18 protein-coding genes and 1 pseudogene are annotated in these 18327 nt (G+C 42.6%); 7 read left to right on the plus strand and 12 right to left on the minus strand.

All coding sequences use genetic code 11. The features are described 5' to 3' along the window. Positions 1 to 109: 109 nt before the first annotated feature. Complete coding sequence (locus MHI55_RS24940) at positions 110 to 2515, minus strand: AraC family transcriptional regulator (RefSeq protein WP_339185902.1); 2406 nt, start codon at positions 2513 to 2515, stop codon at positions 110 to 112. Between the two features lie 215 nt (positions 2516 to 2730). Between MHI55_RS24940 and MHI55_RS24945 the strand changes: the two genes are divergently transcribed. The 3 genes from MHI55_RS24945 (at position 2731) to MHI55_RS24955 (ending at position 7495) form a co-directional block, all read left to right on the plus strand. Then, complete coding sequence (locus MHI55_RS24945) at positions 2731 to 4086, plus strand: dipeptidase (RefSeq protein ID WP_340387382.1); 1356 nt, start codon at positions 2731 to 2733, stop codon at positions 4084 to 4086. A gap of 989 nt (positions 4087 to 5075) precedes the next feature. Then, a complete protein-coding gene (locus MHI55_RS24950) occupies positions 5076 to 5753 on the plus strand; it encodes a TetR-like C-terminal domain-containing protein (RefSeq protein WP_340387384.1) in 678 nt (225 codons plus the stop codon). 155 nt (positions 5754 to 5908) lie between these two features. Further along, positions 5909 to 7495: an oleate hydratase gene (locus MHI55_RS24955; RefSeq protein ID WP_339185900.1), complete on the plus strand. Its 1587-nt coding sequence runs from the start codon at positions 5909 to 5911 to the stop codon at positions 7493 to 7495. Positions 7496 to 8321: 826 nt separating this feature from the next. Here MHI55_RS24955 and MHI55_RS24960 read toward each other — a convergent pair. From MHI55_RS24960 to MHI55_RS24975, 4 genes are all read right to left on the minus strand, one after another. Next, positions 8322 to 8693 carry a hypothetical protein gene (locus MHI55_RS24960; protein WP_339185899.1) on the minus strand — a complete coding sequence of 124 codons (372 nt, stop codon included), beginning with the start codon at positions 8691 to 8693 and terminating at the stop codon, positions 8322 to 8324. A 164-nt stretch (positions 8694 to 8857) separates the two neighbouring features. Next, entirely contained in the window at positions 8858 to 10078 is a 1221-nt protein-coding gene (gene nagA / locus MHI55_RS24965; RefSeq protein ID WP_339185898.1) for an N-acetylglucosamine-6-phosphate deacetylase, read from the minus strand. Continuing rightward, positions 10075 to 10803: a glucosamine-6-phosphate deaminase gene (gene nagB, locus MHI55_RS24970; protein WP_076319846.1), complete on the minus strand. Its 729-nt coding sequence runs from the start codon at positions 10801 to 10803 to the stop codon at positions 10075 to 10077. Before nagB ends, nagA begins: the two co-directional genes overlap by 4 nt. A 9-nt stretch (positions 10804 to 10812) precedes the next feature. Then, on the minus strand, positions 10813 to 11676 hold the full coding sequence (locus MHI55_RS24975; RefSeq protein ID WP_340387387.1) for a MurR/RpiR family transcriptional regulator: 864 nt from the start codon (positions 11674 to 11676) through the stop codon (positions 10813 to 10815). A gap of 146 nt (positions 11677 to 11822) precedes the next feature. Here MHI55_RS24975 and MHI55_RS24980 point away from each other — a divergent pair, with 146 nt between their 5' ends. After that, positions 11823 to 12170: a hypothetical protein gene (locus MHI55_RS24980; RefSeq protein ID WP_340387389.1), complete on the plus strand. Its 348-nt coding sequence runs from the start codon at positions 11823 to 11825 to the stop codon at positions 12168 to 12170. Positions 12171 to 12306: 136 nt separating this feature from the next. Here the strand turns inward: MHI55_RS24980 and MHI55_RS24985 are convergent, their stop codons facing one another. Next, positions 12307 to 12846: a DUF4303 domain-containing protein gene (locus MHI55_RS24985; protein WP_340387391.1), complete on the minus strand. Its 540-nt coding sequence runs from the start codon at positions 12844 to 12846 to the stop codon at positions 12307 to 12309. Positions 12847 to 13015: 169 nt separating this feature from the next. Here MHI55_RS24985 and MHI55_RS24990 point away from each other — a divergent pair, with 169 nt between their 5' ends. Then, a complete protein-coding gene (locus tag MHI55_RS24990) occupies positions 13016 to 13276 on the plus strand; it encodes a hypothetical protein (protein ID WP_340387393.1) in 261 nt (86 codons plus the stop codon). Continuing rightward, positions 13273 to 13518, plus strand: coding sequence for a hypothetical protein (locus tag MHI55_RS24995; RefSeq protein WP_340387395.1), 246 nt, complete (start codon positions 13273 to 13275; stop codon positions 13516 to 13518). The genes MHI55_RS24990 and MHI55_RS24995 overlap by 4 nt, the downstream gene beginning before the upstream one ends. 204 nt (positions 13519 to 13722) lie before the next feature. Here the strand turns inward: MHI55_RS24995 and MHI55_RS25000 are convergent. The 3 genes and pseudogenes from MHI55_RS25000 to MHI55_RS25010 all read right to left on the minus strand — a co-directional run. Continuing rightward, positions 13723 to 13814: pseudogene (locus MHI55_RS25000) on the minus strand (LuxR C-terminal-related transcriptional regulator); the annotation flags it as partial. Between the two features lie 30 nt (positions 13815 to 13844). Further along, positions 13845 to 14090: a hypothetical protein gene (locus MHI55_RS25005; RefSeq protein WP_340387397.1), complete on the minus strand. Its 246-nt coding sequence runs from the start codon at positions 14088 to 14090 to the stop codon at positions 13845 to 13847. 197 nt (positions 14091 to 14287) lie between these two features. Then, positions 14288 to 14662 (minus strand): hypothetical protein, encoded by a 375-nt coding sequence (locus MHI55_RS25010; RefSeq protein ID WP_340387398.1) that lies wholly within the window; start codon positions 14660 to 14662, stop codon positions 14288 to 14290. Between the two features lie 729 nt (positions 14663 to 15391). Here MHI55_RS25010 and MHI55_RS25015 point away from each other — a divergent pair. Next, positions 15392 to 16348: a hypothetical protein gene (locus tag MHI55_RS25015; RefSeq protein ID WP_340387399.1), complete on the plus strand. Its 957-nt coding sequence runs from the start codon at positions 15392 to 15394 to the stop codon at positions 16346 to 16348. Positions 16349 to 16566: 218 nt separating this feature from the next. Here MHI55_RS25015 and MHI55_RS25020 read toward each other — a convergent pair whose 3' ends face one another. The 3 genes from MHI55_RS25020 to MHI55_RS25030 all read right to left on the minus strand — a co-directional run bounded on the left by MHI55_RS25020 (position 16567) and on the right by MHI55_RS25030 (position 18296). After that, entirely contained in the window at positions 16567 to 17220 is a 654-nt protein-coding gene (locus tag MHI55_RS25020; protein WP_340387401.1) for a hypothetical protein, read from the minus strand. Then, positions 17217 to 17639, minus strand: a complete 423-nt coding sequence (locus tag MHI55_RS25025; RefSeq protein ID WP_340387403.1) for a hypothetical protein — start codon at positions 17637 to 17639, stop codon at positions 17217 to 17219. The genes MHI55_RS25020 and MHI55_RS25025 overlap by 4 nt, the downstream gene beginning before the upstream one ends. A 231-nt stretch (positions 17640 to 17870) precedes the next feature. Next, on the minus strand, positions 17871 to 18296 hold the full coding sequence (locus tag MHI55_RS25030; protein ID WP_340387405.1) for a hypothetical protein: 426 nt from the start codon (positions 18294 to 18296) through the stop codon (positions 17871 to 17873). Positions 18297 to 18327 lie beyond the last annotated feature (31 nt).

Here is an 18327-nt window from a genome sequence, read left to right on the forward strand (position 1 = left end):
AATTGCACATTTTTGCGGGTTTATCCTTCTTTGTATCACGGTAAAAAAAAGAAAAAACCGGCATCCGCTAAAGCCGAATGCCGGTTTGAAATGACAAATATATAAACGGTTATTGTCCGAACCATTGATCTCGATACTGACTCGGGGTAACTCCCTCCTGTTTCTTGAAAATCCGATTAAAATAACTATGCTGATATCCCACAGCCGCCGCAACATCATTAATTTTCATCGTTGTCTCACGTAACAATTGCTTCGCCGCATCCATTCTCACACGTGTCAGATAATCAATAAAATTGATGCCCGATACCTGTTTGAATGCCTTGCTCAGTGCATAAGGTGTCATCTGCTCCTCGTCAGCACAGTTTTCCAGCGAGATGTCGTTGCGGTAATGTGTATCGATGTACAACATCGTTCGTTCCACCACCAGTTTCAGCGGTTCCTGCGATCGTACCTCAACCTCTTGTATATAAGGTATGAGTACCTCATTCATCATCCATTGCTTCATCTGTACAGGTTCACGAATACCGGATAGTTGCTCATACATGTTGTAACCACCAAACAGCTTATAAGGTGTGACACCCGTTTGCAGCATCATGTGCTGAATACTGCCGAGCAATTGAAGCATCATTTGCTGAACTTGGAATTCGGTACTGCCCGTCCGCGTAATTTCACTCATGAATTGTTCCAGCACACGTTCCGCTTCGGTTTGTTTGCCCAGCCTGACCGCCTGTAACAACTCCCGTTCCAGCCCAAGCGGATAGGAAGCTGCTTCATTTTTGTGGAAACACGCCTCATCCTCCAAATCGAGAATCTGACTTCCTTCCTCCACACTGCGATAAGCCACGGCCTGTTCCATCTCGACGAATCGTCCGGGCAGTTCCTGAAGTGAAGCTGCTGGGCGACTGACCATCAAGGTCACCTTCATTTTGAGCGTACGTCCAATGACCTCCACCAGTTCCTGTCCCCATAACAGCGCTTGTGATTTCACAGGTTCGTCCTGGGGAGCAATCACAAGCATGGCGGAAGACAAGTCATGAAAGTTCATGACACTGATCTGCCTGAAATAATTTTTCGCAACTTCCTGTGTAATATTCACTGCTGCAAAGGTGACTAATCCCGTGTCCTGGCTTCCAAATCTGCCTTGCAGCTGCTCGTACCCCGTAAAATACATCTGCACCAGCAAAAACTGCTGGCCCTCCAGTTCAAAGCCGAGATTACGCATGCGCTGCTGGAGATCCTTCTCGTTATAAGCATATAGATGCCCCTGTACAAGTTGTAAGACAAAACTGTCGCGCAGATGGGGAAGCTGCTCCTGCAATTGGCGATGTGCCGTGACATTGCGGGAGGTCAGTTCGTTCCACTGTTGCTCCAGCAGCTTAAACTCGTCCAGCTTGGCATCCGTTGGTGTTGTTTCGTTTCTGCCAGGCGTAAGCAGATGCAGCATCCGTGCTACAGGCGAATAGATGCGGCGGGAAGCAAACCAAGATAACAATAATCCCAGGATGAGGCTGCCTGCACTCGCAATGACGATGATTTTGGATACCAGTTTGACTGGCGAAGTGACTGAGGTCAAAGGTGCTGCGGAGACATAAGTCCAGTCTGAATCGATCCGACTCAATGAACCGTATGAGACAGAATAGGTCTGATCCTCATATCGGAACAGGAATGAGCGGCTGCCCGCATGCAGGGCTACTTCTTCTTTTAGCTGCTGCTCAAAAGCAGAAGTCTCTCCCGCCGTTCCCGGATCCCCGGTAACCAGTGTGTTTCCTTCCTGATCCATGAGGAACGTCAAACCTTCGTCATAGGGAGTAAGCGTTTTCAATAAGCTAGCTACTTTCTCGTTATCCAGCGTGATGATCAGTGCACCAAACGGATTAATGCTCTCCCCCGGTATCTTATGTACTAGAACAAGTGCATTGCCTGCATCCGTATGCAGTGGACTATCGTTGGTCGAAGGTTCGGTATCTCTGTTGATGCTGGAAACCCAGTCTGTCCAGTACACGTGGTTACCCATGGAAAGGTATCGATCATATGCTTGTACTTTGGCTTCATCGTTCAATTCGGTATAATCCCGATTAAACAAGATTGGCTTCGGTTCCTGCAAATACAGCTGTGCTGACTTGATCAGTGGATGAGAACCTTGTAATACGTATAAGGTAGTCACAATCTCCTGCGTTTCATTAAAATAATATACAAAATCCAGTGTACGCAATGCATTGCCAAACCTCGGTTCAAAAGCCCAATGGGATAAGTTCATCTCCAGATAAGCCAGCTGGTCATCCACATTGCGTGCCCGGTTCTCTATCTGGTTCTGATGCATCTGATTGAACTCGGTTTCCATCCGGCCAACAACCTGTTGATACATGACGATACCTGTGATTAGTCCGGGAATGCTGGCAATGAGTAAAATAAGCATCAGGCTGTTACGATAAAATCGTCCTTTATGCCTTCCAGCCTTCAAATCGGATAACCGCTTGAATCTGCCAAATATTCGATCGCTCCTAGTCGGTTCCATCGCTGCTCACCTGCCTGCTTGCATCGGGTCTGACTGTCATGGAAACTTCCTCAACTCCCCTGAGAATATATGGATGAAATCCTTTTCTTGTATTATACGCACAATCTTCAGGTGAATGAAACGATCTGTAACCGATCATTTTTTTAACCAATGTTTTATTAACATGACAAAATGGATTACAATGAGATATAGCAAACATGAAGGAGGCCTTTTTAATGAAAGAACAGACTTATTTTGAACAAAATAGAGAAAAACACCTGGCAGAACTGAATGAATGGTTGTCCATTCCAAGTATCTCTGCCATTTCAGAGCATAAAGAGGATATTAATCGTGCAGCACAATGGGCAGCAGATGCGCTCACACGTGCAGGTATGGAAAACGTAGAGGTCATTCAAACGGCTGGACATCCGATTGTCTATGCAGATCACCTGCATGCACCCGGCAAACCGACGGCTCTGATCTATGGACACTATGATGTACAACCTGTTGATCCGCTTAACCTGTGGGAGACACCTCCTTTTGAACCTACCGTTCGTGATGGCAAGCTGTATGCCCGTGGTGCAACGGATGACAAAGGACAGATTTTCCTACATATCAAGGCAGTTGAAGCCATTCTCGCCGAAAACAAAGAACTGCCAGTTAATATCAAGTTCTGTATCGAAGGCGAAGAGGAAATCTCCAGCCCGAACTTGCCCATCTATCTGAATGAACATACAGACAAGCTGCGTGCAGACATGGTACTGATCTCGGATACATCTCTGCTTGAAAAAGGTAAACCGGCGATCTCCACTGGCCTGCGCGGCCTTTGCTCGCTTCACGTAGATCTGAACACAGCCAATACCGACTTGCACTCCGGTTCATTTGGTGGTGGTGTACCTAACGCACTGCACGCACTCGTATCCCTGCTCGCTTCGTTGCATGATGAGCAAGGTCGTGTGAGTGTAGACGGTTTCTACGACGGCGTTCTGCCACTGTCTCCTGAGATGAGAGAAGAATTTGTAAAACAAGGCTTCAATGAAGAACAGCTTCGTCAAGACCTTGGGCTGGAGCAATTGTACGGCGAAGAAGGTTACTCGTTCGTGGAACGTGTAGGCGCTCGTCCAACATTGGAACTCAACGGCGTATGGGGTGGTTTCCAGGGCGAAGGCAGCAAAACGGTTATTCCGAAGGAAGCTCATGCCAAAATTACGTGCCGTCTCGTGGCGGATCAAGATCCACAACATGTATTGGATCGTATCGAAGCACATCTGCGTGCTCACGTTCAACCAGGTGCAACGCTGCATGTGAAACAGATCGAGAAAGCTTTTGCTTTCAATACCGATCCTTCGAATCCAATTCTGCAAAAAGCAGCAGACGCGTATGAGCACGTGTATGGCGTTCGTGCCCTCTTTACCAAAGATGGCGGCTCCATTCCGATTGTTGAGAAGCTCTCACGTGTACTCGAAATCCCTGCTGTTATGATGGGCTTTGGTTTGCCGGATGAGAACCTTCATGCACCGAACGAGCACTTCAACCTGGAGAACTTTGATAAAGGGTTGTTGACGATTGTTCAATTTCTGAAGAGTTTGTAATCATCGTGTTTAAAACCAGATCATGAGAGCGTGCTGAGTGGACGTTCCGGGGCCGAATCGTTCTTTAGATCGCTGTTATCGTCGGATTTTTTGGATTCCCCTTCTCAAAGGGTAAAATCCGACGATAAAGGCGAACGCTCCGCTTCTTCAGAATCGATTTCGTCCCCTCCACTACGTTGTAGCTTCTCGCATGACTGATTTTAAGATTGAGCTAACTATTGAATGGTTAGTGTAATTAGGAGAACAAAAGGACGGCCTTCGGGTCGTTTTTTTGATTTATTTTGTTTTTTTGTTTTTTTGTTTTTTTGTTTTTTTGTTTTTTTGTTTTTTTGTTTTTTTGTTTTTTTGTTTTTTTGATTTTGTTTCTTGTTTCTTGTTTCTTGTTTCTTTGGTGAAATTGTAGTTTTTTTGATGGTTGCTTTTTATGATGGAGACGATGGAGGCTTACTTTTAAAAAGGTTAGTGTATTAGTGATAACAACATGGTAGCCCTATAGGCCGTTTCTTTGATTTTGTCTCGATCGTTACGTTGTAGCTTTATCATGGTGCTTTAGAGGGTTGGGTCTCACTTTGATGGGTTAGTGTGATAGATTACCTTAACGATGGGCTACTGAACACTTTTTCGATTTTTTTCTCGATAACTTCGTTATTGTTCTTCCTATGACTGATTTTATAGACGAGGTCTCGGTTTTAATGGTTTAGTGTATGGGAGATAACACACGCGACCTTATAGTCTTTTTTGATTCGGTCTCCTTCACTAGGTTTCAGCTTTTACAGCGGTTGCTTTATTGTGACTGGTTTTAGACGACGGCTAACTTTTAAGGGTTTTGATAGAGATAAGACAAGAGGTGGCCTTTGGAGGTTTGGTTGAATCGATTGATATTCAGTATTTAAAATGAACCTTATGGAGTATGATGTGGATCGGGTAACGAAGATGTTGATAGCTAAAGGGGTTTTGTGGATGGGTGGGTCTTTCGGGATTCCTGCGTTTTGACTTGCTTATGTTCAGCGACTTCGGCGCGGGACTTTGCCATGAGTGTTTACCTGCTGTTGCGCCCCGGCAAGCTAATCCAAAATGATGAGGTGAATGTTGTGTCTGCTTCTCACCTGACCAAAAATGCGCTGGCTCACTCGCTTAAATCACTGATGGAGCATACTCCATTGAACAAGATTACGGTCAAACATCTGGTGGAGAATTGCGGAGTGAACAGGCAAACCTTTTATTATCATTTTCAGGATATTTACGCGCTGCTTGGGTGGATCTATCAGACTGAAGCGGTGGAAAGTCTTACGGAGTACCGAAGCTACAGCACATGGACGGACGGATTCTATAAAATCTTTTGTTACATCGAGAACAACAAACCGTTTTGCTGCAACACACTCGACTCGCTCGGGCGTACCCATCTGGATGTATATCTCTATGAAGTAACCCATGATCTGATCATGGGTGTTATTGATGAGCTGGCCTGTGGGATTAAGGTCTGCGGTGAAGACAAAGAGTTTGTCGCCAACTTTTATACCCTGGCTTTCACCGGGCTGATCATTCAATGGATGAGGGGCAACATGCAAGAACCGCCAAAACAGATTATTGAGAAGCTCAGTGAGCTAATCGAAGGCAATTTCCTGAGAGCACTGCACAGGTATGAGAATAAGCTGCCATCCACTTAAGGATGCGCGGCTTTTTTCACATGTGATCTATGCCTAGGTTTTAGACACTTTACTACAAGTGACCAAAAATTGGACACTCCCTTTCTTTTGATCATACCTTACGGAACCTGCAAGGTTTACATTAGGGATGTGATTACAGTAACTTTTGGAGGCGAATGATCGTGAAGAAAGAACATGGTAATAAACAGGTCTATTTTGTAGGCGGCGGCATTGCATCTTTGGCGGGTGCAGCTTATCTGGTTAGAGATTGTGGCTTTCCTGGAGAACACATTCACATTATCGAAGAAATGCCAATTCTCGGCGGCAGCAATGACGGAGCTGGTAATCCCGATCAAGGTTATATCATCCGCGGCGGGCGAATGCTCAATGATGAAGCCTATGAGAATTTGTGGGAGTTGCTGGCCTCCATCCCTTCCATCGACCGTCCGGGCATATCTGTCCGACAGGAAATCACCGAATTTGACGATGCCAATCCCACACATTCCAATGCGCGGCTCATCAACCGTGACGGCAAGGTCGAAGATGTGCTCTCCATGGGTTTTGATATGGCGGACCGGTTGGCGATGGGCAAACTGATTATTACTCCTGAAGACACGCTGGGTAAATTGCGAATCAACGACTGGTTTGGCCCTCATTTTTTCAAAACAAACTTCTGGTATATGTGGGCGACCACCTTCGCTTTCCAGCCTTGGCATAGCGCCGTGGAATTCAAAAGATACATGCTTCGCTTTTTTCACGAATTCCCAAGAATTCAAACGCTGGAAGGTGTCACCCGCACACCGTTCAACCAATATGACTCGATTATCCTGCCATTGCATAACTACCTGGAACCGTTTGGCGTTGATTTCACGCTGAAATGTACGGTTACCGATCTGGATTTCAAAGACGGAGACGGCATTACGGTAAGTCGGATGCATGTGCTCAGGGGAGGTGAAGAGGAAGTCATTGACATCCTCGAAGGTGATCTCGTCATTGTCACAAACGGTTCGATGACCGAAGGGGCCGATATCGGCTCCATGACTTCCGCACCGAAACTGAACGGCAAGGGCAGCTCATGGAAGCTGTGGGAGAACATTGCCGCCAAGAAACCGCTGCTGGGCAATCCTTCTTCATTTAATGATCATGTGGATGAGTCCAAATGGGAATCGTTTACGGTCACCTTCCAGGATTCCGTCTTCTTTGATCTGATGGAGAAATTCACACGCAACCGGGCAGGTACCGGTGCTCTGGTTACTTTCAAGGATTCCAGCTGGTTCATGTCTGTCGTTCTCGCCTTCCAGCCGCACTTCCGCGGTCAGCCGGAGCATGTCAACGTATTCTGGGGATACGGATTATTCCCGGATAACGTGGGCGATTACGTGAAGAAAAGAATGTGCGACTGTACAGGGGAAGAGATTATGCAGGAGTTGATCGGCCATCTTCATTTTCAGGAACATCAAGAGGACATCATGGCTACCGCCAACTGCATTCCTTGCATGATGCCATACATTACAGCGCAATTCATGCCTAGACTAAACAGCGACAGACCGAAGGTTGTACCTGAAGGCTCCACCAACCTGGCCTTCATCAGCCAATTCTGCGAGATTCCCGATGACGTGGTATTCACGGAAGAATATTCGGTCCGGGCAGCACGGATCGCTGTCTACACTCTTCTCGGAGAGAACCGGCCAATTGAGCCGATCAATAAGTATCAGTATGATGTTCGGACGCTGTTCAGTAGTTTTGTGACTTCGTTTAGATGACCACTTCAAAGAGGATTCAGACATTAGATGAATGAAGGAATGTTGGATGGATCTGTGGATGGGGATAGATCTTTGGAGATATCTATAGAATTCGGTGAGTAACTTTGTGATCTTTAGGAAGCTTTGTTATCTTAATTCTATGGATTGTGCCAAGTTAGTAAGATATAAGTTACTACATGAGTTAGCTTCAGAAGCTTGCATCCCCGTTGAACGAGTTAATGAGTGAATATGGTTGTTGCTGAACTGATTAGTCGTTGTATAAAGAAAATAAAGAGAGTTCCGTCAGCTATGACAGGACTCTCTCTTTCGTTTACTCGTGTACTATCTAAGTCCAACCCATAGCTTTCATCGAGATTGCCAACTGTCGTCTAAAGAACCTCACAAACCTTATTACTTGAAATTTCGCAGGTTTGAAAATCTAACGAATCGTAGACATCTTATTTGCGCTTTAGACATGTTTAAGTAACAAAATATCGTTAAATTGCATTAAATAGCGTGTCTGAGATTCGTTACATTTTCTATGACTGCCAAATCATTGGAATAAGGCTTCACAGATTCGTTAGCGCTACGCGGCCTACGGAGAAAACTACTTATGAGAATGGAATGGCAGTGATATGTTATTGTCGATATCCTAGTCCATTCTTTCTTGAGACTTAACTTATAACTCTTCCTAGTTACTCATGTATACTCTTGTGGTTGTTCTTATTGTTCTTATTATTCTTGGTGTTTATTTTAATTTTTTCGTTGATACTCATCGCTTATGAGAGCCACATATTATACTCTTCCTACTCACGCCGCTTATTACAGCCTACATATCACACTTCGCTTATGTGCGGAATGTTGTGAACTTCAGCATGTGCACTAGCTTGGATAAATGTGCGATCTCCTGCTGGACTCCAGCGGTGTCCATACCTGCCATTGCCTGGTTTGCTCGCAGCGTTCTGCGCGTGTTCAGCATACCTTCGATCAGTTTCATGACCGTGTTGCGTCCACGATGATCGACAATCATATACTTTTTGCGTGCATCCAGCTCTACCCATACGATGTTGCTAAATGATGTGAACAGATGCCTGCGGTACAGCTCCATATCGGTCTCATTGTAATGCTCACCATAAAAGGCATAATATCCGTGTATGTGCAACTTCTCCGCCAACACTGTGATGAACGGATCATGTTCGAGCATAGCGTTACGTTCCATGTTTCACGCCTCCGTTATGCGTGATCCGCAGATCCCGTCTTTTTGAGATCTATTTTAACATATTGTGCAAGGTGTTGCCTCTACACAGATAAAAGCCAAGTTTTAACTCCGAAGACTAATTCATCACAAATGAGAGTTATTAGCACGATACTAATTTTCTAAATCTAATATGACTCGCCGATCTGTCTGCCCTTCACCCACACACCCTCAATATCCAACTCCGCATTCAGCAAAACGATATCTGCCTGCTTGCCTTGAGCCAGGGAACCTGTCCGGTGATCAATGCCCAGCAGGCGTGCCGGGGTCAGACTTGCTGCACGTGATGCATCGTTCAGACTCAAGCCCACTTCCTGTATCAGGTAACGGAAACCGCGAATCATTGTCAACGTACTTCCCGCCAGTGCGCCGCCGTCCTTCAGTCTGGCCTCGCCATGCTTCACAATTACGGGCAGGTCGCCGATTTTGTACTCCCCATCATCCAATCCCGTAGCAGACATGGCATCTGTAATCAACACGAGTTGATCATCATGTTGCTTCAGCTGAGCCAAGATTGAGATCGCCGCAGGATGCACGTGAATTCCGTCGGCAATCACCTCGGCACTGATACGTGGATCACTCAGCACGGCTCCGGCAGCCCCGGGTAGCCGGTGATGCAGCGGTGTCATGGCATTGAACGTATGTACTGCATGATGTAGTCCTGCCTCAACTGCCCGCTCCACCTCTTCATAGGTCGCATCCGTGTGACCAAGTGCCGCTGTAATCCGTTCTTCTCGCAGCCATGAAATGACTTCCAACGCGCCTTCACGTTCCGGTGCCAACGTAACTTGCCGGATCAGGCCAGGATATTGCTTCTCCCATGCTTCGAGCCAAGATACATCAGGCAGAATGATGTGTTCCGGATTTTGCGCTCCAGGCCATTTCGGACTAAAAAACGGACCTTCCAAGTGTATACCCTCAAGCTGTGCATAGGGCATTTCACTCGAACGATAGCGGTCGACTTCGGCAAGTACGCTGTCCAGGCGCTCTTTCGGAGCCGTCATGGAAGTCGCAAGCATCGCTGTTGTGCCCTGTGTACTATGGAAAGAAGTGATCTTGTCCAACACCTCCGGGCTTGCGTCCATAAAGTCTTCTCCATTCCCACCATGCACATGGATATCAATGAATCCAGGCACAATGAGGCCGCGTTCCGGTACAGACAGCGGCAGAGCCTCGCTCCGAATCCGTTCAGGAAGACCTTCCGGTATCCCAGCATAAAGGATTTCCCCATCCTTCCAGGCTATTACACCGTCTTCCAATAATTCATCTTCAAGGAGCAGCTTGCCCCGAAGAAGAGAAATATTTTCATCACGCTGGCCCCAGCTAACATGGCTATTCTCCTCGGTCATCTCACCAGCCTCCCAGCTGCACGGTCCAGCAATACCACCACATTTGGATGACATTGCAAAAGCGATGCAGGACAGGCAGTTGTGATTGGCCCCATGAAAGCTTCGCGAATAATCTCGGCTTTTTCCTCGCCACGGGCAATGAGCAGAATCTGTTTGGCTTTCAAAATGGTACCGACACCCATTGTAATCGCCTGAGCCGGAACTTCATCAATGCTGTCAAAGAAGCGTGCGTTTGCCTTTCTCGTCTCTTCTTTCAAATCCACGACATGCGTTCGTCCTGTAAGTTCAGTTCCCGGTTCATTGAAGCCAATATGACCATTATGTCCAATACCCAACAGTTGAAGGTCTACCGGTCCACGATCGTCCAGCCGTTGTTCATAGGAATTACATTCCTGTTCCAGATCTGCAGCCTGACCATCAGGCACTTGCGTTCTAGCAATATCTACATCGATATGATTGAATAATTGTTCATTCATAAAACTGCGGTAACTTTCACGATGTTCTGTTGGAAGTCCGACATACTCATCGAGATTAAAAGAAGAAGCCTGTGAGAAGCTGACAAGCCCCTTTTGATATAACGTGATAAGCTGTTTATATATGCCTACAGGAGAACTTCCTGTCGCAAGCCCCAATACAGCCCGTGGTTTGGTCTGCAACAAGCTGGCAATGAGGCCAGCACCTGTGGCGTTCAAATCTTCTTCATTTTCAAAAATGCGTATATTCATCTTCATCTGTCAGGCACCTCCGTTGTGTTGGACTCGATAAGATTGCACATTGTGATAGGATTGTTCCAGTCTGGGGATAAAACGGTCGAAGTCGGCACTTACCATGCCTGTGAACAAAATATCGACCACATGCAGGAGTGCAATACGGGAAGCCATATCTCCACGCCTCATGCCTTCTTCCAGAGAAGAGGTGAACAGCGGGATATCGGATACAGTTGCGAGCGCGTTACTGCCATAGGAAGTCAGTGAAATCGTAGAAGCTCCGGCCTGTTTGGCACAATGCAGGGCATCGATGGTCTCTGGTGTTTCGCCTGAATAGGATACGGCCATCGCCACATCTCCCTCGGCGAGCGAAGATGCGGATGTAATCTGCATGTGTGAGTCGGAGAAAGCCGTACAGCTCTTGCCGATCCGCACCAGTTTCTGATAGAAATCCTGTGTAACAATCGAAGAGGTGGCCACACCGTACAGGTCGATGCGGCGAGCCTGGCACAACAATTGAACGGCTTGCTCCAATCTGCCCAAATCCAGCAAACGGGTGGTATCTGCAATAGACGCGAGGTGGTTGGCTTCGATAGCTTCAACAATTTTGGATAGGGGATTGCCCGCTACAATATCCTGATACGCCGTTTCATCAGATGCGTGGGACAATTCTGCGGCGAGTTTCATTTTGAAATCGGGAAAACCTTTGAAATGAAACGACTTGCAAAAGCGGGTTACCGTCGCCGCACTTGTGCCACTCTGCTCTGCCAGATGACTAATCGTCCAGCCTGGAATGTCCGATGGAGATTGCATAATGACTTCGGCAATACGTCGCTCCTGAGACGGAAGGTTATTCAGTTCTTGCTGCAACGCACGTAATATGGCTGCCATGAGGACCTCGCTTTATGAAAATTATTTTTATTTATTTTTAATAAATTAAGAAAATTATTTTTATAACTTTATTCTAATCAAGACGATCCTGCAAATCAAGAGGAATTTCCCATGGCTTTTGCAATATCAAAAAAAGGAGCAATTCAATGAATCGAAGACAACGGAGAAAGTTCATTCCTTCCACCTGGATTATTGCCACCAAACAAACAGAAGGACGCGCCTATTATACCCTCTATGCTATTGACTGGAAACGCGGAGGTCGGCTGAGTTGGGAAGGCTGGAATCAACTTGAAGACTTGCTGCAATTTCATATTCCGATCAAACGAAAAGCCGGAGGCCGGAAATCTTCTTCCCAGCCTGCCGCCAAAATTGCGAAAAGAGCGCTCCATCTTCATCTGAACGAAGCGCAATTTGAGGAATTGGAGCAGCTCTTTTATCAGCCATTTTCGAAGAAAAGATGGAGGAAGTTCATTCAAATGAATAGGAATCTATAGGTGATAAATTATTATGGAGCGGTTGTTTCATTTTTTCACGTAAAACAAAAAAGCCTCTTCCCTTCTTTGAATGAAAGAATAGGAAAGACTTTCGGGGTACAACGATTCAATTCATTTTGATTCAAGTTAGCTCGTTCTAATTGATGCCATCATATCGTTTTAAGAACTTGCTAGCTAAGCTGGGGACAGTCATGTGATAAACCGATTGATTCTCAATCTCCTCTGCCAGATCGTCATCTGTTAGAGAAACAAAGAACGTAATGTCTGCTTTGGTTTGTCCATATCGGGCAAAAACGTCATCTGCTGTCTCATTCACAACTTTCGCAATGATTCGAATGATCTCATCCTTATACTTCTGGACATCTTCTGTTGCATACAACAATCGGCTGATATGGTTAAAGTGCGTCTCCTCGCCATATTGATATTCGGAGCAGCCCCATCTGTAATAGATCTCGTCCTCCTCACTATCACATAGCCCTTGCTCTTTCATACTCACAATATGCCCAGCAAGGGATTCCTCTGTATTTACCGCCATGAACAGCGTTACCCAATCACTGTCCGTTCCAAATGCACAAGCATATACTTTTTCATGCTGCACTTTAGCCAGCGTTTGTTCCAGATCAGGGAGAAACCCCGCTCTAAATTGTTTTTTTAATTCACTTAAGAAACGATCCATTCAGCTCATCCTTTCATTATTAATGCAAGTTAAGATTTATCTCATTGTTACTATAAAGTCTCTCAATAACTACAAGGTACCACATAATTACAATTAACGCGCTTACTTCCTATATCCTTAAACAACTATGCTATAATAAAAATACGACTATCCAAGCGAGGTGACGCAGATGAAATGGGGAGAGATTACTGAATTACACCCAGATCGATTCGTACTTGTGGAAGCAATCAAGGCAAGCTCCAGCAACCGTGTACGTCAACTAGAAGATATAGCTGTGATTCAAAACTATGATAATCCTCAAGAAGCCTGGAGCGGTTATAAAGAACTGCACAAGCTCCATCCGACACGCGAGTTATACGTATTTCATACGAGCAGAAACGATGTTGAATATGTAGAAGAATTTTTCTCAGGAGTGCGGCAACAAACATGAAACTACAACTACACCAAGGCTTACCTATCGTATCCTTGACCGTAGGTGGAACGAGCGAAATTTGCTATGAACAGTACATTCCCAATCTTCATATTGAGCATATTGGTTTGACTGATTTTCCAATTCAACTTGGTTCAATTCAGGAGCCTTACGGCTTTGACGGAATTATTGGCATTGATTTTATGATGAGAGCCTCATGCAAAGTCGACTTTGAATTAATGAATGTTCAATTCTTAAAATAGCCATGTAATGATAACCTTTCGGATGATTATCATTACATGGCTTATTTTTCGTATAAGATGATTGGGTACTTCATGCCGTAACTACGAATGATCTGATATTAATAAACTGTAAGATCGGCAGCAAAAAAGCCTTGCCCCATTCTTCATCACAAAGAATAGAGAAAGGCTTTCATGCTGCTACTTAATCCTAACTGTAATCCGCAACTAAATCTTCAGCTCTCCAAGCTTAATCACTCGACAACTGCCTGCGAACGACCCTTAACATTGAGTTTCTGCATCACATTCGAGATGTGGTTTGAAGTACACTTCAATTAGCAAATGGACTGTTATTCCTTTATTGTCTGTAGCTCCTCTTCAAGCGACTTCATATCAGTTTGTTCTTTAAGAGCCTTTTTTTCTTCTTTACTAAGGGATTTCTTCCATTTGTCGAACAAGCGGTCATACGCAGTATACAGAGCAAAGCTATATAATATGCTGGATCTTACTTGGGCTATAGGTACATCAGGAAATATTAATTCAAGCTTTATAAAATAAATAGCCGCTGACCCCAAAGCGATTATTGCGAAATTCATGACATAAATGACTCCCATGAATTCCTTTTTTAGTTGATTATGTCGATTTTCCCAATCGTCGAAAGTTTCCGCTGTTATAACACCATGCTTAAGTTTCCGTTTACTCCTTAAAAATACCCTAGACAAATATAAATAACAAGAACCAGATAATTTCAGCAATATATAATTCATAATAAATGAAAATGTTAAACAAACAGTCATTGAATCAATATAGTTTCCATATTTAATTTATTCAAAATAAATAATGTTATAGCGATAGGAAGAAAAGCAATCATTAATAAAAGTAGTGCTACTAAAAAGTAGATTTTTCGTATAGATTTATATTTACTTGATCCTTCTTTTTTTTCAAAGAAATAATAAGATGACATTAAGACTGCCGTAGCAAAAATAACAATAGATATGTAACCAAAAGCCCATTTCCCCAGATAGCTGTTCATATCAATTGATTCTACATTAATTGAAAAAAGAAAGGTGCAGAGGGAAATAATAAGCATTATAATAAAGATCCACAGTTTCGAAATATCGGGGTTGTCATTTTTACCGTAAAAATCAGAAATATTTAAACTGCTCACTGTCCATCATCCCTCTCTTTTTCTACAATCCTTATGGTTAATTGTATCATGCGGCTATAAGTGTTACATTCACTTCTTTGCTAGTCTAGACTTTTGAGATGAAAATCATTCAAAGACAAGCAAAACGAAGCCATATGAAATTGAGAGGAATTGAAGAACTATATTCAAGTAGTCTGGCACTCGTAAAATCAATCATTAAGCTCCAACATCTGAACATTTCGAGCATGGTGGTTATTGCCAGTTGCATAAACTTTGTCGAACTCGTAAATTGCTTTTCATAAGAGCAGATTTAATGTTGTGTTTGTGTGAATATTTATTATTCAAACTGTGGTTTATGCCTGAGAAGAGAAACATATTCACACCTTAAAAATCCCTCTATTTCAAGACTCGCCTAAGCCATATTACCTATGTAGAGTTAACTATCACCACAATACATGCGATGGAGTTCATTTGAATTCATACTGATTGTTATTTAAAACCATCTTAAATAATTACGCAGAAAGCAAGCAATTTTCGACAGTTGTTATTCCTTTATAGTATAATTGTAACAAATATTCATTTGAAAGGAATAGTCACTTGTTCACAGCAATTGAATGGACACGAAGCAAGTACTCCAAACTAATCACGTTTATAGACAAGTACAGTAATATCATTCCGTTTAGTCGGTACATATTGTTCTACCTCAGGATTCCTTTTTTTGCAAGAATCTTTTTGGCTGCGATTATGTTCATGTTAGCACACGGAATTTCATATATAATAGGATTTATTATTCTGCAAAGCAAAGCAAAGAATGAGGTACTTTCGCTTATTACAGCATTTCAGAACCCCATTAATTTTTCTGACAGGTTGGTACACTATTATGCTTTTGTTTATTTCTGTGTTTTAATCCCGACTCTTATTTTATTTGCTGCTTACCTTTTCGGCGGAATGATTCTGATCCGAAAATTCAAATCTGTGGGACTGAAGCCAAAAATCGCACATTATATAATTGCCCCTATTTTTTATGTATTTAGCGGGATCGCATTATGGTTCTTAGTGAAAGTAGTGCCATTTATCCCTTACTATCTGTTCTATGCTTCGAAAAACCCATCGTTCTGGGAGCTGCTTATCAAGTACATCTTTATGGCTCAGGAATTACCATGGTCTAACCCAATTCTCGACTACGATGCTTTCCAGAGAGAAGTATTTATTTCCTTGCAGTCGGGAAATATGTTGATTATTGCTCTCATTTTCTTCTTTTTAGTGTACAGACAATATTTTCAACGCAAAGAGGACGAATTCAAAAGTCTACAGATGATTATTGAACGTGATATGAGCCTAGCCATATATAGTAATTTCATTCCTATCCTAGTTTCTGTTCGTTCATCATTAATTCACCAGAAGATAATAAAAGGACTGTCAACTTTATTATATGGAGGATTAGGCAGTTTCCTAGTTATTGTATTATCACTGTTATTTGTAATGCACACAGCATATCAATTAGGCAGTTTTGGTAAAAACCTTGCCCAGTTTGATACTGATTATGTCATCGTTAATTATCTGTTTAATGATCAAGTTGAGCAAGTGAAGGGTATTCGTGTTTATCAGGATAAAAATTATATTATTATACGAGATAGTCTAAATAGTATTCACAGCATCTTTGCAGATCAAATTCACATTCAGACCCAACAAGAAAATGCAGACTAATGAATATACTATTGGCTGGAGGATTTACCGAAAAATTGATGGACACTGATTTATAGCTTCACAATTGTCAAATTACAGCCATCAGATGGTTTTTACCCTAAAAAAGCAAACCATCTGACGGTTATAAAGCATTTACTATTGTTTCAATTAACATTCTCTTAATTGATTTATAATGCTAAAACTACTTGCCCTTATATATATTGTTCGTTCAAATATGATTACTTTAACAACGGTATGAGCCAAACCAGATTTAAATTAGGAGAAGTTGTATCCGTCGTTTTATTTTCACTAGTTTGCAATTCAATATTCTGAAGTGTTTTTTCTATATAAGCATTTCGCTTCTCCATTTGTTTTACTTCATTTTTATCTGCAATTTTATCCAAAATCCCTAAATATGAAATTAGTATCTGCACCATTTGTTTTTTATTCTCAACTAACGAAATTGGAAGGAAGTTATTCAACTTATGTGCGAACTGATTACGTTCATTTTTAAATGGATCTAGTTTTCGATATAGCTTCTTTATTTCATCAATATGCAGATTTTTAACACGTCTTCTGTTATGCTTCAGTTCATCCAGATCTACTAGCACATTGTTTATATATTTTTCACCTTTAGCATAACTATGGTTGTTCAGATAAACGTAATCATTACATTTCTTGAATGTCTCAACAATATCAATATAGTGTCCAGTCATTGTATACGAGAGTTTACGTATTCTCCTTCTAACCTCTTTTTTCTTCCAAGAATTTCTTTTTTGAATAATTTTTCTCATCTGTTTCAGGTAATCCTCGCAATTATCATCCATTTCATCAATTAAGTCTTGAACGTGTATTCGAATGTCATCCAGTAAATAAATTGTTTCTTCACTCATTCATCATCTCTCCCATCATTTGTACTTTTTATATAAGAAAAAATATCGAAATCAAAATCATCATCGTCGTCATCTTCGATTTTTTTAAATTTACATTTTCCGCGTTTTTTTCTTTCTACGACTTCGATTTGAAGTTCATCATCATCAGCTTCATCCTCAATAGATGTAACTAGATACTCCCTGTCGGATTTGGAGAGATACCTCCAATGGACAGGCAATATTTTTTTCAAAGTGAACTCTTTCCCAGGTTGAAGTTGATCAATTCTATCTTTTATTAGCTGAAAGTACATGTCTTTCAGATCGTCCCCTAGTAGACGTTTTCTTGCCAAAGAACTTAGAGATAATCCTAAATCTCTCGCAATCAAAGCAAGGTCTTCTTTCTCTTCTACAGGGATTCTAATAACAAGTCTGTCTTCCACAGTTCATCTCGCCTCCACAAAATTATACACTTTATCTTGTTTATGTTGCAACAAAAAACAAGATAAATTAACACAAATAAGTTATATTGTTAACAACATCTTAATATCAAATAGGTACTAATGTCAATTTCAGATTTCTATTTTTTTCTAAAGAAAGCTTACTGAAAAACAAGCGATGCCCGGTTTAAGCATCACTTGTTTTTCACTAAATATTAAAGACACAGATTTAACTCACAATTCAAGATCCTGCAACGACAACCCAAAGGTCGTCACCACCTGAATCTCCCCATCACGACTAACTTTAATTTCGGACAACAGCTTTTTTAAGATAAGCTGGATTTCGTCAAAGGAATCAAAATCCAGATCTAGCAGCTCATCCAGCATATCCATGACCTGTTCATACAGCTTGGTTAAATCCGACTTCTTGCGTTTTTCCTCATTAATCTCTGTCAGCCGCTTCTCCAGTTGTACAATTTCCTGCTCATAAATCGTTTTCTCCATATTGTACTGCTGTTCATCGTGGAACCCACCTGATAGCTTCTCTCTGCGCAATTCAAACAGGCATTTAAGGTTATCTGCAATTCGTTTGTGAAGCTTCTTTAACTCGCCTTCAAGGTCAGCTTGATTAATCTGAATGAGTCCTTTATGTTTCTCCAATAACTCCTCAGCTGAGGTAATGTTTCTAAGT

Source organism: Paenibacillus sp. FSL E2-0151 (genome assembly GCF_037993015.1).
Taxonomy (GTDB): domain Bacteria; phylum Bacillota; class Bacilli; order Paenibacillales; family Paenibacillaceae; genus Paenibacillus; species Paenibacillus amylolyticus.